This is a genomic window from Pseudacidovorax intermedius, from assembly GCF_003350475.1.
Classification (GTDB): domain Bacteria; phylum Pseudomonadota; class Gammaproteobacteria; order Burkholderiales; family Burkholderiaceae_C; genus Xenophilus; species Xenophilus intermedius.
On the sequence record NZ_QQAV01000007.1, the window covers coordinates 1 to 14,259 of the forward strand.

Annotated in this window: 14 protein-coding genes; 12 read left to right on the top strand and 2 right to left on the bottom strand. The window is 70.0% G+C overall.

The window, feature by feature from the left end; all coding sequences use genetic code 11:
* Positions 1-345 (top strand): 3-hydroxyacyl-CoA dehydrogenase family protein (locus DFR41_RS17070; RefSeq protein WP_244917783.1); only part of this gene is annotated, 345 nt, incomplete at its 5' end.
* Positions 346-371: 26 nt separating this feature from the next.
* Here the strand turns inward: DFR41_RS17070 and DFR41_RS17075 are convergent.
* Both DFR41_RS17075 and DFR41_RS17080 read right to left on the bottom strand, forming a co-directional pair.
* A complete protein-coding gene (locus DFR41_RS17075; protein WP_114803621.1) occupies positions 372-1,082 on the bottom strand; it encodes a hypothetical protein in 711 nt (236 codons plus the stop codon).
* A 14-nt stretch (positions 1,083-1,096) separates the two neighbouring features.
* The gene (locus DFR41_RS17080) at positions 1,097-2,191 is read right to left on the bottom strand and encodes a phosphotransferase (protein ID WP_114803622.1); all 1,095 of its coding nucleotides are present in this window, start codon (positions 2,189-2,191) and stop codon (positions 1,097-1,099) included.
* 100 nt (positions 2,192-2,291) lie between these two features.
* Here DFR41_RS17080 and DFR41_RS17085 point away from each other — a divergent pair, with 100 nt between their 5' ends.
* The 11 genes from DFR41_RS17085 to DFR41_RS17140 all read left to right on the top strand — a co-directional run bounded on the left by DFR41_RS17085 (position 2,292) and on the right by DFR41_RS17140 (position 14,253).
* Complete coding sequence (locus DFR41_RS17085) at positions 2,292-3,194, top strand: LysR family transcriptional regulator (protein ID WP_114803623.1); 903 nt, start codon at positions 2,292-2,294, stop codon at positions 3,192-3,194.
* A gap of 174 nt (positions 3,195-3,368) precedes the next feature.
* The gene (locus DFR41_RS17090) at positions 3,369-4,619 is read left to right on the top strand and encodes an ABC transporter substrate-binding protein (RefSeq protein ID WP_017761335.1); all 1,251 of its coding nucleotides are present in this window, start codon (positions 3,369-3,371) and stop codon (positions 4,617-4,619) included.
* Positions 4,620-4,630: 11 nt separating this feature from the next.
* Positions 4,631-5,884, top strand: coding sequence for an ABC transporter substrate-binding protein (locus tag DFR41_RS17095; RefSeq protein ID WP_114803624.1), 1,254 nt, complete (start codon positions 4,631-4,633; stop codon positions 5,882-5,884).
* A gap of 4 nt (positions 5,885-5,888) precedes the next feature.
* Positions 5,889-7,862, top strand: coding sequence for an ABC transporter permease (locus DFR41_RS27885; protein ID WP_211322614.1), 1,974 nt, complete (start codon positions 5,889-5,891; stop codon positions 7,860-7,862).
* Positions 7,859-8,632: an ABC transporter ATP-binding protein gene (locus DFR41_RS17110; RefSeq protein WP_114803625.1), complete on the top strand. Its 774-nt coding sequence runs from the start codon at positions 7,859-7,861 to the stop codon at positions 8,630-8,632. The genes DFR41_RS27885 and DFR41_RS17110 overlap by 4 nt, the downstream gene beginning before the upstream one ends.
* Positions 8,625-9,329 carry an ABC transporter ATP-binding protein gene (locus tag DFR41_RS17115; protein WP_017759107.1) on the top strand — a complete coding sequence of 235 codons (705 nt, stop codon included), beginning with the start codon at positions 8,625-8,627 and terminating at the stop codon, positions 9,327-9,329. Before DFR41_RS17110 ends, DFR41_RS17115 begins: the two co-directional genes overlap by 8 nt.
* Positions 9,330-9,348: 19 nt before the next feature.
* Positions 9,349-10,485 carry an acyl-CoA dehydrogenase family protein gene (locus DFR41_RS17120; RefSeq protein ID WP_114803626.1) on the top strand — a complete coding sequence of 379 codons (1,137 nt, stop codon included), beginning with the start codon at positions 9,349-9,351 and terminating at the stop codon, positions 10,483-10,485.
* Between the two features lie 10 nt (positions 10,486-10,495).
* Positions 10,496-11,695: an acyl-CoA dehydrogenase family protein gene (locus tag DFR41_RS17125; protein ID WP_114803627.1), complete on the top strand. Its 1,200-nt coding sequence runs from the start codon at positions 10,496-10,498 to the stop codon at positions 11,693-11,695.
* Between the two features lie 197 nt (positions 11,696-11,892).
* Complete coding sequence (locus DFR41_RS17130; RefSeq protein WP_114803628.1) at positions 11,893-13,503, top strand: AMP-binding protein; 1,611 nt, start codon at positions 11,893-11,895, stop codon at positions 13,501-13,503.
* Between the two features lie 145 nt (positions 13,504-13,648).
* The gene (locus DFR41_RS17135; protein ID WP_017760970.1) at positions 13,649-13,939 is read left to right on the top strand and encodes a YlcI/YnfO family protein; all 291 of its coding nucleotides are present in this window, start codon (positions 13,649-13,651) and stop codon (positions 13,937-13,939) included.
* Complete coding sequence (locus tag DFR41_RS17140) at positions 13,936-14,253, top strand: type II toxin-antitoxin system RelE/ParE family toxin (protein ID WP_114803629.1); 318 nt, start codon at positions 13,936-13,938, stop codon at positions 14,251-14,253. The genes DFR41_RS17135 and DFR41_RS17140 overlap by 4 nt, the downstream gene beginning before the upstream one ends.
* Positions 14,254-14,259: the final 6 nt, after the last annotated feature.

Sequence of the window (14,259 nt, forward strand, 5' to 3'; positions counted from 1 at the left end):
GAGGACATGATTGCCGAGCACCGCAAGGAACTGGGCATCACGCCGCGCAAGATCAGCGACGAGGAGATCGTGCAGCGCCTGGTGTATTCGCTGGTCAACGAGGGCGCGCACATCCTGGAGGACGGCATCGCCAGCAAGGCCAGCGACATCGATATGGTCTACATCACGGGCTACGGCTTCCCGATCTTCCGCGGTGGCCCGATGCACTACGCGAGCCAGCAGGGCCTGTTCAATGTGGTGCAGGCGATGCAGCGCTTCGGGCGCAACCCCAACGACGATGGGACGTTCTGGGAGCCGGCAAAGCTGATCCGCCAGCGCGTGGCCGAGGGCCGGGGATTCGCCTGAATGGGACGGCTGGCCGTGGCGCCGGCTCAGTCGCAGCGCAGCCTCAGGCCGCCGGCCATCCAGTGGCCGGCCGGCAGGCGTCCCAGCGCGCGCTGGTGGCTCCAGCGTGACAGCAGGCCCGCCTCGGCGGGCCGCATGCGCAGGCCGTCGATGCCGGCGTCGGCCTGCTCCTGTGCCGGCAGGAAGCACAGCGTGCCACAGGGGGTGGCCACGGCGGGCAGGCCGTCCTGACGCACGATCGGCAGGCCGAGCAGGCGGCCCCAATGCGCGGCCACCCGTTCCGGCGCCCGCACGCGCAGTTCGATGGCGGCGAGCGAGTGCGGGCCCGGGCCGGGCCGGCCTTCGGACGTGAGGGTCGGCGGGGCGCACCGGCCCTCCATCCGCTCGCTGAACTCCAGCGTGCAGCCCCCCGTCTCCCCCGCGGCCAGTTGCAGGGCGCTGCCGGGGCCGAGCAGCCCGCCGTCCGTGACGCTGAGGCCCTGGCGATGGCAGTGCCGCTGCCAGTCGAGCAGATCGGGCACCTGCCAGCCCAGAAGGTCGGGGGCGCCCGTGGTGGCGGGTGGATCGGTGGGTGTCGACACCTCCACGCTGAGCCCGGGTCCATGGAAGGCCAGCCGATCCGGCGCGTGGGCGGGGGCCCAGCCCAGCAGGTCGGCGAACAGTGCGCGGGCCACGGCGGGATCGGTCATGCGCAGCCGCGCGAATCGAAGCCGGGGCAGGTGGCGGGCGGTGTCCATGCGCGGCGGGCGACTCAGGCGCCCTGGCCGACGCCGTGCCAGCCAAGCTCGGCCAGCTGCCGGGCCTGGCGGCCGGCCTGCAGGGCTTCGCTGCTGGCCGCGTTGCCGGCCAGGGCCCGGCCCATGATGCCCTGGGCGATGGCCGCCGCGCGAAAGAGGTTGAAGGCCTCATAGAAGCGCCAGGTCTGCGCGTCGACGCGGGGCAGGGCGCGGCGCTCGCAGTAGCGCGCCAGGTAGGCCGCCACCGTCGGGATGCCGGCCGCCTGCAGCTGCGCCGCGTCCAGGTCGCCGAGCCCGCGCACCGAGGGCGGCAGCCGCCAGGCCATGCAGTGGTAGGCGAAGTCGACCATGGGGTCGCCCAGCGTCGACAGCTCCCAGTCCAGCACCGCCACGACGCGCGGCGCATCCTGCGCGAAGACCAGGTTGTCCAGTCGGAAGTCGCCATGGACCAGGCGCGTGCCCGTGTCGGCAGGCTGATGGCGCGGCAGCCAGGCGATCAACTGCTCCATCGCCTCGATCGGCTCGGTCTCGCTGGCGCGGTACTGGCGGGTCCAGCGGTCCAACTGCCGGGCGATGTAGCCGCCGGTGCGTCCGTAGTCGGCCAGGCCGACCGCCGCCACATCCACCTCGTGCAGGGCGGCGAGGGTGCGGTTCATGTCGTCGTAGAGCGCGGCGCGCTCCCTGCTGGCCATGCCGGGCAGGTGCGGGTCCCAGAGGATGCGGCCGGGCACGCAGTCCATCACGTAGAACATGGTGCCGATCACCGCCGCGTCGGTGCACAGCGCATGCACCCGCGGCACAGGGACCCCGCTGCCGGCCAGCGCCCGCATGACGCGGAACTCGCGGTCCACCGCATGGGCCGAGGGCAGCAGCGTGCCGGCGGGCTTGCGCCGCAGCACATAGCGGCCGTCGGGTGTCTCGACCAGGAAGGTGGGGTTGGACTGGCCGCCCTTGAACTGCGCCAGGCCGAAGCGCTGGCGGGCGCTGCTGTCGACATGGTCGATCCACCATTCGCGCAGGGCCTGCTCGTCCAGGCGGTGGCCGGGTCGCACCGCGGTGGTGTCTGCAGAGGTGTCGGTCTGGGGCAAGGGGCTGTCTCCGGAGGGCATGCAGGGCGCCCCGCTTGCGGGCATCATCGGGGGCCGCCAAGGCTAAGCGCCCCGGCCCGTGCTGCCCAATGAAAGCGCGGCATGCCCGCCGATACAGTCCATGCATATTTCGAGGGTCGATCTCAACCTGCTGGTCGTGCTGGACACGATCTACACCGAGGGCGGCATCACCAAGGCTGCCGACAAGCTGCACCTGACGCAGCCGGCGATCAGCCATGCGCTGGCGCGGTTGCGCGACCTGTTCAACGACCCGCTGTTCGAACGCCAGGGCCACCGCATGGTGCCCACGGCACTGACCAAGCGCATCATCGATCCGCTGCGCGGCTCGCTGCAGTCGCTGGGCTCGCTGCTGAACGACACCCAGAGCTTCGATGCGGCCACCAGCACCAAGCGCTTCGTGATCGGGCTGCGCGACTTCATGGAATCGACCGTGATGCCGCCGCTGATGCGCACGCTGGCCCGCGAGGCGCCAGGCGTCGAGGTGGCCAGCGTGCGTGCCAGCCGTCGCAGCCTCGAGGGTGAGCTGGCGGCCGGCACGCTGGACCTCGCCGTCGACGTGCTGCTGCCCGTGTCGGACGCCGTCAAGTTCACCCGCATCACGGTCGACGGCGCGGCCGTGGTCGCGCGGCAGGGTCACCCGGCCATCCAGGGCAGCGTGGACATCGACACCTACCTTGCGCAGCGGCATGTGCTGGTCACCACGCGGCGCCAGGGGCCGGGCTTCGAGGACATCGAGCTGCGCCGCCTGGGCATGCAGCGACAGGTGGCGCTGCGCTGCCAGTATTACTTCGCGGCCTGCCGCACCGTGTCGCAGACCGACCTGGTGCTCACCATGCCCGAGAGCTACGCCCACATGGTCAACAAGACCTTCGGCAACCAGGTGCTGCCCATGCCGGCGCCGCTGTCCTCCATGGACGCCTACCTGTACTGGCATGCCAGCGCCGACAACGACGCCGCCAACCGCTGGCTGCGCTCGGTGATGCTGAGCTGCTACGCCCGCTGAGGGCGTCTTCGCCTCCTCGCACTTCCACCGCCGCGGCCAAGCGCCGCGGCTTCGCTTCGCCCGTTGCCGGCGACCCTTAGGGGTTAATGCCGGTGACAGCGCACGCATGCATGCCCACCATCGCAAATCTGTTATAACAAATACGCCGACCCAAGGCGGAACTGGAGACATGCGATGAAGACCGATCGACGTCACTTCCTTCAGGCGACTGCGGCGGCTGCCGTCCTCGGCAGCGTCGGGGTCCGTCCCGTGAGGGCCCAGGGCGGACCGATCCGCATCGGGCTGATGCTGCCCATGAGCGGCATCGGCGCCGAGGCGGGCGCCGCCTGGCTGGCCGGGGCCCGCGTGGCCGTGGCGCAGTGGAACGCCAAGGGCGGGGTGCTCAAGCGCCAGGTGGAGCTGGTGGTGCGCGACGACAAGTTCAGCAGTGCCGGCGCCGTCGCCGCGGCGCGCGAGCTGGCAGGCAGTGGCGTCAACCTGCTCATTGGCGGCTCGCAGTCGCCCATGGCGCTGGCGACCGCGCCGATCCTGCCCGAACTCAAGGCGCTGATGGTGGCGCCTTGTCCCACCGTCATGTCGCTCACGCACGAGGGCTTCCAGCGCAACTTCTTCCGCCTGTCCTGGAACGCCTACATCGCCTTCGCCGGCATCGGCAACATGCTGACCGACCGCTTCAAGGAGGTGCAGACCTGGTCGTGCATCGTGCCCGACAGCGAAAACGGCCGCGACATGGCGCGCTTCTTCAGCGTCGGCGTGCAGCGTGCGGCGCAGAAGGCCGGTCGCACGGTCAAGGTGCTCGACCCCGTCTTCGCCAGCCTCAACAAGGCCGACTACAAGGTGGAGATCAACAGCCTGATGAACGCGCCCTCGCAGGGGCTGTTCGTCGGCCTCACCGCGGCGCCCTGCATCAGCCTGCTGCAGCAGGGCCGCGCGGTGGGCATGGACCGCAAGTTCAAGGTGATCGGCGATGCGGGTACCGAGCTGATGATCGCCAAGGCGATGCAGAAGTCGACGCCGGCCAACCTCTGGAGCATCAGCTACTGGGTGCCCGGCACCGAGGCCGGCCGCCGCCATGCGATGAGCAACGCGCTGTACGAGGACTACGTCAAGCTCACGGGCGACCGCAATCCGCCCAGCATCGTGCAGTCCAGCCACCGCTGCGCGCTGGCGCTGTTCAACGGCATCGAGAAGGCCGGCGGCACCGACACCGACGCCGTCATCGCCGCGCTCGAAGGCCTGGAGTTCGACACCGCGGTGGGCCGCTACCACATCCGCAAGGAAGACCACCAGGGCCTGGGCGAGGCCTACATCGCCCAGGTGGGCGCCCGCGAGGCCGACCCCGGCTACGGCATCGTCGATGCCATCGCCTACCGCGAGGCCGACGTGGCCGAGCCGCCGAGCCCCGGCAAGCCGCTGTCGATGTGAGGAGCAGGACCATGTCGCTGCGACGCAGAACCTTGATCCAGGGCGCCGGTGCAGGCGCCGTGCTGGCCGCGACGGCGGCGCCATGGGTGCGCGCCCAGCCCGGACCGCTGCGCATCGGTGCCATGCTGCCCATGAGCGGCATCGGCGCCGAGGCCGGTGCCAACTGGCTGGCCGGCATCCGTGCCGCCCAGATGCAATGGAACGACCAGGGCGGGCTCCTGGGTCGCCCGATCGAGATCGTGGTGCGCGACGACAAGTTCACCAGCGCGGGCGCGGTGGCGGCCGTGCGCGAGCTGGCGGGCGAAGGCGTCAACCTGTCGGTGGGTGCGGGCCAGTCGCCCATGGCCCTGGCCATCGCGCCGATCCTGGCCGAGCTCAAGGCGGTGGTGGCGGCGCCTGCGCCGACGGTGATGTCGGTCACGCACGAGAACTTCAGCCGCCACTTCTTCCGCGTGGCGTCCAACGCGCTGATGCTCTTCGGCGGCATCGGCAACATGCTGGCGACCAAGTTCCCGCAGGTGGGCAGCTGGGCGCTGATCCTGCCCGACAGCGAGAACGGCCGCGACATGGCGCGCTATTTCCGCCTGGGCGTGGAGCGGGCCGCCAAGGCCGGCGGCACCACGCCGAAGGTGCTGGAGCCGGTGTATGCCTCGCTCAACAAGGCCGACTACAAGGTCGAGATCAACAGCCTGATGAATTCCGGCGCGGAAGGGCTCTTCGTGGGCCTGACGGCCGCGCCCTGCGTGAGCCTGCTGCAGCAGGGCCGCGCCGTCGGCATGGACCGCCGCTTCAAGGTGATCGGCGAAGCCGGCACCGAGCTGATGATCGCCAAGGCCATGGGCCGCTCCACGCCGCAAAACCTGTGGGGCGTGAGCTTCTGGGCGCCCGAGCTGGAGCCCTTCAAGAGCCAGTATCCGCTCAGCCGCCAGTTGTCCGAGTACATCGTCAAGGTCACCGGCACGCCCCATGTGCCGGGCATTGTGCAGGCCTCGCACCGGTCGGCGCTGGCGCTGTTCAATGCGGTGAAGAAGGCGGGCAGCACCGAGACCGAGGCCGTGATCCCGGCGCTGGAGGGGCTGGCTTTCGACACGGCGGCGGGCCCCTACCGCATCCGCAAGGAGGATCACCAGGGCATCGGCTATGCCTACTTCGCGAAGATTGGCGCGCGCGAGGCGGCGCCCGGCTATGGCCTGGAGCAGGTGATCCGCCTGGACGAATCCGAGATCGTCGAGCCGCCGTCGCCCGGCCGCAAGTACGAGGCCTGACGCGATGGCCAACGAGATCCTCTTTGCCTTCTTCAATGCCGCCGCCTTCGGCATGGCCATTTTCCTGGTGGCGGCCGGGCTGACGCTCATCTTTGGGTTGCTGCGGCTGCTCAACATGGCGCAGGGCGGCTTCTTCATGATCGGCGCCTACACGGCCTATTCGGTCATGGGCCGCGACGTGCAGTCGCTGGGCATGTTCCTGCTGGCGGCCCTGGCGGGCGGCGTGGTGGTGGCGGTGCTGGGGCTGGTCACCGACCGGCTCGTGCTGCGGCGGCTGCGCCATGTCGATCCGCACTATGTGCTGATCGCCACCTTCGCGCTCATGATGGTGTGCACCGGCGTCACCAAGCTGGTGTGGGGGGTGGACTTCTTCTCCGTCAACCCGCCGCCGGGGCTGGATCAGCCGCTCAATCCCTTCGGGCTGTTCTTCTCGGCCTACCAGATCTTCGTGATCGCGGCCGGCCTGGTGATCTACGTGCTGCTCGAGATCGCCATCCACCGCATGTGGTTCGGCAAGCTCATGCAGGCGCTGGCGGCCGATCCGTGGATGTCGGGCGTGCTGGGGCTGAACGTGTCCTTCGGGGTGGCGCTCAGCGTGATGGCCAGCTTCATGCTCGCCGGCCTGGCGGGCGGGCTGCTGCTGCCCAACCAGAGCCTGTCGACCGGCCTGGGCGACTCCTACCTCATGTATGCCTTCTTCGCCGTCATCATCGGCGGGCTCGGCAACATCCGCGGTGCCTTCATCGGCTCGCTGGTGCTGGGGCTGGTGCAGAGCCTGAACACGGTGCTGCTCCCGCAGGTGCCGGGTCTGGCGGTGTACGTGGTGCTGGCGATCTTCCTGCTGTGCAGGCCCAGCGGCCTGTTCCCCGCGGTGGGCAGCCAGGACGCCGGCCACCACGAGGCCGGCAGTGGCGGCAGCCTGCACCGTCCGCAGGTGCCGCGCCGGGTCTGGCAGGCGCTGGGCACGGCCCTGGTGCTGCTGCTGGCCACGCTGCCCTGGTGGGTGGGCGCCGGCCCGCTCTATGTGGTGGGCACAGTGCTGATCCAGGTGGTGTTCGCGCTGTCGTGGAACATCCTCTTCGGCTACACCGGCCTGGTCTCCTTCGGCCATGCGGGCTTCTTCGCCATCGGCGCCTACCTGACGGCGCTGGCGCTGCGGCACGTGGCCGGCGTGCCCTTCCTGCTGGTGATGGGCGGCGCTGCGCTGCTGGGTGCGGCGGCGGCCTGGCTGGTCGGCGTGCTGGCACTGCGCCGCATGAGCGGCGTGTTCCTGGCGGTGCTGACCGTGGCGCTGGCCGAGGCCCTGCGGCTGGTCATCGGCTTCAGCGCCTTCCTGGGGCGCGAGGACGGCATCACTGACATTCCGCGGCCGGTGCTCGACCTGCTGCTGCTGCGCGTGGACCTGGGCAGCTCCAACGCCTACTACCTGTTCCTGCTGGCGACCTGCGTGCTGATCACCGGCGCCTTGTGGTGGCTGCTGCACAGCCGCTTCGGGCGCACGCTGCAGACCATCCGCCAGGACCCGGAGCGTGCGGCCTTCATGGGCACGCCCGTGGCCAGCTATCGGCTGGCCGCCTTCGTCATCTCCGGGGCCGTGGCCGCGGTGGCCGGCTGCCTGTACGCGCCCTGGTCGCGCATCGTGACGGTGGAAGAGGTGCACTGGCTGGCCTCGGCCCAGCCGATGCTCAACACGCTGCTGGGCGGCGTCAGCTCCTTCTGGGGACCGGTGGTGGGGGCGGGGCTGTTCGCCGCCATCGCCTATGCCACGCGCACCCTGGTCGGGCTGTCGGAGCTGATCGTGGGCTGCGGCCTGCTGGCCATCATCCTGCTGGCGCCGAACGGGGCGGTGGGCCTGTGGCGCAGCCTGGAGGCGCGGCTGTGGGGCGAGCGCGCCCGCACCCCCGCGCCGCCCGAGCCGCATTCACAGGCCGCGCCTCGGGCCGCCGGCCAGCCGCTGCGCGCGGGAGGCACGCCATGAGCACCGCACTGCTGGAAGTGAGCCAGGTCCGCAAGAACTACGGCCCCATCGAAGTCCTGCGCGGCGTCAGCCTGGCGGTGGAGCCGGGCCAGGTGTTCGCCATCATCGGACCCAACGGCGCGGGCAAGACCACCATGTTCCGGGTGATGACCGGCGAGGTCGCCTGCAACGGCGGCAGCATCCGCTTCAAGGGCGAGGACGTCACCCGCCTGTCGTCGCATGAGCGGGTGCGCCGCGGCTTCGGCCGCACCTTCCAGGTGGCGCGCGTGTTCGCCGACTTCGATGTGCTGGACAACGTCGTCGTCGCCATCGAGGCGCGGCGGCGCCACACCGGCGAGCCGCTCGGCGCGTGGCGGCGCTGCGCACCGTCGCCCGACATCCGGGACGAGGCGATGGCGCTGCTGGCCGATCTGCGCCTCGCCGGGCATGCGCAGCAGGGCGCGCGCTTCCTGTCGCATGGCGACAAGAAGCGGCTGGAGTTCGCCATCGCCCTGGCGGGCCGGCCCGCCATCCTGATGCTGGACGAGCCCACCGCGGGCATGTCCCCGAGCGACCGCGCCGACGTGGCCGCGCTGATCGCCCGCATGCGGCGCGAGCGCGGCATCACGGTGGTGATGACCGAACACGACATGGACGTGGTCTTCGGCCTGGCCGACCGGATCATGGTGATGAACTATGGCGAGGTGGTCTCCACCGGCAGCGTCGAGGCCGTGCGCGCCGATCCGCGCGTGCGCGAGGTCTACCTCGGCAAGGAGATGGTCCATGCTTGACCTGCGCGACCTCGACGCCTTCTATGGCGACAGCCACATCCTCTTCGGCCTGCGGCTGTCGGTGGCGGCGGGCCAGCGCGTGGCGCTGCTGGGGCGCAACGGCGCCGGCAAGTCGACGCTGCTCAAGAGCATCATGAACGCTGGTCCGCGCGTGCGCGGCACGGTGCGCTTCGACGGCCAGGACCTGGCCGCGCTGCCCACGCACCGGCGCACCCGCCTGGGCCTGTCGCTGGTGCCCGAGGACCGCCGCATCTTCACCCACCTCACCGTGGCCGAGAACATCGCCATGGCCCGCTATGGAGCCGGACCGGGCCGCCCTGCGGTGCCCGTGGACGAGATCGTGCAGCGCTTTCCCATGCTGGCCAGCCTGCTGCAGCGTCATGGCGGCCAGCTCAGCGGCGGGCAGCAGCAGCTGCTGGCGGTGGCCCGGGCCATGGCGGCGCATCCGCGGCTGCTGCTGCTGGACGAACCCACCGAGGGCCTGGCGCCCATCATCGTGGAGGAGATGGCCCACGACCTGGTCCGCAGCTGCACCGACAACGGCGTGGCCCTGCTGCTGTGCGAGCAGAACATCTGGTTCGCCCGCCGCTGCACCGACCACGTCTACGTCATCGACACCGGCCGCCTCGTCTTCGAGGGCGACTGGGCCGCCTTCGACCGCCATCCCGAGATCCAGCAGCGCTACCTGGCGCTGTGAATGCCAAGCGACACCGACCATGGACCTGCAATACACCCCCGAACAACTCCAGCTGCGCGAAAGCGTGGAGCGCTTCGTGCGCGAGGCCTACGACTTCAGCCACCGGCGGCGCGTGGCGGCCAGCGACCTCGGCCATGACGCCGCCTGCTGGCGCCGCTATGCCGACTTCGGCTGGCTGGCGATTCCCTTCTCCGAGGCCGAGGGCGGCATCGGCGGCGATGCGGTGGACACCGGCATCGTCATGGAGGGCGTGGGCCGCGGCCTGCTGCTCGAGCCCTACCTGGCAAGCGTCGTGCTGGGCGGCGGCCTGCTCAGCCTGATCGGCAGCGAGGCGCAGAAGGCGGAGTGGCTGCAGCCCATGATGGCGGGCGAGCTGCGCCTGGCCCTGGCCTATGCCGAGCCGGCCTCGCGCTACGACCCCTTCCACATCGCCGCGACGGCACGCCAGGAAGGCGGCGTCTGGCGCCTGGATGGCACCAAGACTCTGGTCTACGGCGGCGACTGCGCCGATGCGATCATGGTCGTTGCCCGCAGCGCCGGCGCGCCCGGGGAGCGCGCGGGGCTGCAGGCCTTCGTGGTCCCTGCGGATGCGCCGGGCCTGTCGCGCACGCCCTATGCCATGCACGACGGCCAGCGCGCGGCCGACCTGCGCCTGGACGGCGTGACGGTGGATGCATCGCGCCGGCTGGTGCCGGCCGATGGCACGGAGGTGGGCGATGCGCTGGAGCGGGTGATCGACCATGGCATCGCGGCGCTGGCCGCCGAGGCGGTCGGCGCGATGGCGGTCCTGGTCGACACGACGCTGGACTACCTCAAGACCCGCCAGCAGTTCGGACGGCCCATCGGCACCAACCAGGCGCTGCAGCACCGCATGGTCGACATGACCATCGCGCTGGACGAGGCCCGCTCCATGGCGCTGTATGCCGCGCTGATGCTGCGCGACGCCGACGCCCCGGCCCGCCGCCGCGCGCTGTCCGCCGCCAAGATGGAGATCGACCGCACGGCCCGGCTGGTCGGCCAGGAGGCGGTGCAGATGCACGGGGCGATGGGCGTGACCGAAGAGCTGGCCGTGGGGCACTACTTCAAGCGCCTGTCGATGATCCGCCTGGGCTTCGGCGACGCCGACTGGCATGCCGAGCGCTACATGGCGCAGTGAGGCCCGCACGATGGACCTCCGCCTGAGCGACCAGGACCGTGCCTTCGAAGCCGAGGTGCGGGCCTTCATTGCCGCCGAACTGCCGGTGGACATCCGCGAGAAAGTGCGGCTGGACCGCACCCTGGCGCGCGACGACTTCATGCGCTGGCAGCAGATCCTCGCCCGGCGCGGCTGGTTCACCGGCGCGTGGCCGCGGGCCCAGGGCGGCCTGGACTGGAGCGCCCTGCACACGTTGATCTTCAACCGCGTGGCCGGCGAGATGCACTGCCCCGAGCTGCAGGTCTTCGGCCCCGCGATGGTCGGGCCGGTGATCTACACCTTCGGCACCGAGGCGCAGAAGGCGAAGCACCTGCCCGCCATCCGCGACTCCTCCGTGTGGTGGTGCCAGGGCTATTCGGAGCCGGGTGCCGGTTCGGACCTGGCCGCGCTCAAGACGCAGGCGCTGGATCGGGGCGATCACTTCCTCGTCAACGGCCAGAAGATCTGGACCTCGTACGCGCACTTCGCCGACTGGATGTTCTGCCTGGTGCGCACCAGCACCGAAGGGCCGAAGCAGGCCGGCATCTCCTTCCTGCTGATCGACATGAAGACACCGGGCGTGCAGGTGCAGCCGATCCGCATGATGGATGGCCGGCACTACCTCAACGCGGTCTTCTTCGACGACGTGCGCGTGCCGCGCGAGAACCTCATCGGCGAGGTCGACCGCGGCTGGACCTACGCCAAGTTCCTGCTCGCCCATGAGCGGGTGGAAAACGCGAACCTGCGCTTCATCACCCAGGAGCTCGCGCGCCTGCGCGAAGTGGCGGCCGAGGTGGGCAGCGGCGGCCGGCGACTGATCGACGAGCCCGCCTTCGCGCGCGAACTGGCGCAGGTGGAGGCGCAGTTCAAGGCGCTGGAGATCGGGCTGCTGCGCCTGCTCTCCGACGCGCAGGCGGGCCAGGCGGCGGCGCCGGGCACCTCGTCCTTCATCAAGATCCGCGGCACCGAGATCGCCCAGCGCATCACCGAGCTGAGGGTCATGGCCAGCGGACCCGATGCGCAGCGCTTCCAGCCCGACTGGCTGTTCGGCGATGGCGAGACGCCGCTGCTGGGGCCCGAGCATGCGCTGGGGCCGGTCGCGAGCTACCAGTTCTGCCGGGCCATGACCATCTACGGCGGCAGCACCGAAGTGCAGAAGAACATCATGGCCAAGCATGTGCTGGGCCTTTGAAATGAAACCACCCCGTTTGGACTTCCTCACTGCGTGTGGAAGTCCAATCTCCCTCAAGGGGCGCACCCGGCGGCCGGGCCAAGCCCGTTCCGCGGGTGCACTGGCATGGCCTGCTCCGCGGCCCTTCGATCAGAAAAGCGGCGCCGGTTTCATGCCTCGCGTGTGGCGCGACAGCGCTATGGAAAGCTGACATCCTCATGAGCCCAACCCCCATCGACTATCCGCTCGGCGAGCAGCCGTTGCATGAATACCTGCGTGCCCACGCGCGCCACCAGCCCGACAAGCCGGCTATCGTCTGGTACGGGCGGGCGCTGAGCTATGCCGAGCTCGACCGCATGAGCGATGCCTTCGCGCAGACGCTGCACGACGTGGGTGTCGGGCCGGGCGACCGGGTGGCGCTCTTCCTGCAGAACTGCCCCCAGTACCTGATCGCCCATTTCGGCATCCAGAAGCTGGGCGCCATCGTCAGCCCCTGCAGCCCCATGTTCAAGGCGCACGAGTTCGCCTACCAGGTGGGCGACCTTGGCGCCAAGGCCCTCGTGGCGGCGGACCATCTGCTGCCCATCGTGATGTCGGTGCGCGAGCGGGTGGCGGTGCCGCATGTGTATGCGGTGCGCTATGCGGACCTGCTGCCGCCGGATCCGCCGGTGCAGGTGCCACCGGAGTTGCTCGCCCGCATGCCGCTGCCCGACGGCGTGGTCGACTTCGGCGAGGCCGTGGCCGACGCCCATCCACAGCCGCCGCGGCCCGTGCTCTCGATGGACGAAGTGGCCCTGATGACCTACACCTCGGGCACCACCGGCATGCCCAAGGGTGCGATGCTGAGCTACCGCAACGCGCTCTACAAGACGGCCGTGGGCGCGCAGATGTTCGGCATCCGTGCCGAGGACACGATGCTGGCGGTCGCGCCGGTCTACCACATCGCCGGCATGATCTGCGGCGTCACACTGCTGGCCTACACCGGCGCCACCATCGTGCTGCTCAACCGCATGGACCCGATCGCGGTGCTGCAGAGCATCGAGCGCTTCCGCGTCACCTGGTGGTACGCGATGGCGCCCATGCTCGAGGCCGCGATGAAGGCGCCCGGCGCGGCCGAGTTCGACCTGTCGAGCCTGAAGACCACCATGGCCACCAGCTTCGGCATCAAGCTGACCCAGGAGCTGGCCGAACGCTGGAGCGCCTTCGCCAACGACTGCCTGGTGTACGAGGCGGGCTATGGCCTGTCGGAGACCCACACCAACGATGTGCTGATGCCGCGCGATGCCGTGCGCTGGGGCACCAACGGCGTGCCGGGCCCGGGCGTGGAGCTGCGCATCCTCGACGAGGCCGGCGAGCCGGTGCCGGTCGGGGAGAGCGGACAGATCGTGGTGCGCAGCCAGGGCGTGTTCCATGGCTACTGGAACCGGCCCGAGGCCACCACCGAGGTGCTCCGGGATGGCTGGGTGCACACGGGCGACATCGGCCGGTTGGACGCGCAGGGCTACCTCAGCTTCATCGGCAGGGTCAAGGAGATGATCAAGGTGTCGGGCTACAGCGTCTTCCCGGAAGAGGTGGAGTCGATCCTGATCCTGCATCCGGATGTGGCCCAGGTGGCCGTGATCGGCGTGCCCGACGCCGACAAGGGCGAGGTGGTCAAGGCCTTCGTGGTGCCGTCGGCTGCTGCCGGCGACCCCTTCGACCGGGACGCGCTGCTGGCCTGGGCGCGCGAGAACATGTCCCACTACAAGGTGCCGCGCCAGCTGGAGCTGCTGGATGCGCTGCCCGCCACGGGCACGGGCAAGCTGCTGCGGCGCCTGCTGCGGGGCTGAGGCTGCCGGCAGAAGGTGCGCTGGTCAGCGCCCCCAAGCGAAGCACCAGCGGATGCCTGTCGCTACGCCGGTCTGCCGAAGTCTGCTGCCATCGAATGGGCCGCGCGCACTTGCCGTTGCAACGCATTTGCAGCACAATTTTCGGATGAAGTCAGCCATCCTTCCGCAGGTGCGCGTCGATCCCGAACTTCGCGCCGACCTGGAATCCATGCTTCGCGAGGGCGAGTCCCTGTCCGGCTTCATCGAAGACAGCGTCCGCAGTGCCGTGGCATACCGGCGCGCCCAGGCGGAGTTCTACGCGCGGGGGGAGGCGGCCTGGCAGGCGTATTCGCGCACGGGTGTGGCGCATCCTGCCGATGAGGTGATCGGCGAGATGCGTCAGCGTCTAGAAAGCAAGCGCAAGGAGTTGGGGGCTGGCCGAGCCAAAGCGCGATGACCTTTGCCGTGGTGTTTGCGCCGCAGGCCCGCGCGGACTTGCTGAGACTCTTCGGATACCTGATCGATCAGGCTGAGACGGCGGCGGACCTCGATCTGGCAGAGCGCGCCATCGCGGCGGTCGAATCGGCTGCGCAACTGCACCTGTCCCGGACGCCCTTCATCTACCGCAAGGCGGCCCAAGGCGGGGGGCTGCGTCGCGAGCTGATCGTTCCCTTTGGGGCCAGTGGCTATGTGCTTCTCTACGAAATCGCTGATGCCACCACGGTCGTGATCCTGGCCGTGCGGCATCAGTTGGAGCAGGACTACCACTAGCCTCGG

Bases quoted from the DNA above. Each gene is read 5' to 3' on its own strand.
- DFR41_RS17115 (WP_017759107.1), top strand. From the start codon at position 8,625: ATGCTTGACCTGCGCGACCTCGACGCCTTCTATGGCGACAGCCACATC.
- DFR41_RS17095 (WP_114803624.1), top strand. From the start codon at position 4,631: ATGTCGCTGCGACGCAGAACCTTGATCCAGGGCGCCGGTGCAGGCGCC.
- DFR41_RS17075 (WP_114803621.1), bottom strand. From the start codon at position 1,082: ATGGACACCGCCCGCCACCTGCCCCGGCTTCGATTCGCGCGGCTGCGC.
- DFR41_RS17080 (WP_114803622.1), bottom strand. From the start codon at position 2,191: ATGCCCTCCGGAGACAGCCCCTTGCCCCAGACCGACACCTCTGCAGAC.
- DFR41_RS17120 (WP_114803626.1), top strand. From the start codon at position 9,349: ATGGACCTGCAATACACCCCCGAACAACTCCAGCTGCGCGAAAGCGTG.
- DFR41_RS27885 (WP_211322614.1), top strand. From the start codon at position 5,889: ATGGCCAACGAGATCCTCTTTGCCTTCTTCAATGCCGCCGCCTTCGGC.
- DFR41_RS17085 (WP_114803623.1), top strand. From the start codon at position 2,292: ATGCATATTTCGAGGGTCGATCTCAACCTGCTGGTCGTGCTGGACACG.
- DFR41_RS17130 (WP_114803628.1), top strand. From the start codon at position 11,893: ATGAGCCCAACCCCCATCGACTATCCGCTCGGCGAGCAGCCGTTGCAT.
- DFR41_RS17125 (WP_114803627.1), top strand. From the start codon at position 10,496: ATGGACCTCCGCCTGAGCGACCAGGACCGTGCCTTCGAAGCCGAGGTG.
- DFR41_RS17140 (WP_114803629.1), top strand. From the start codon at position 13,936: ATGACCTTTGCCGTGGTGTTTGCGCCGCAGGCCCGCGCGGACTTGCTG.
- DFR41_RS17090 (WP_017761335.1), top strand. From the start codon at position 3,369: ATGAAGACCGATCGACGTCACTTCCTTCAGGCGACTGCGGCGGCTGCC.
- DFR41_RS17135 (WP_017760970.1), top strand. From the start codon at position 13,649: ATGAAGTCAGCCATCCTTCCGCAGGTGCGCGTCGATCCCGAACTTCGC.
- DFR41_RS17110 (WP_114803625.1), top strand. From the start codon at position 7,859: ATGAGCACCGCACTGCTGGAAGTGAGCCAGGTCCGCAAGAACTACGGC.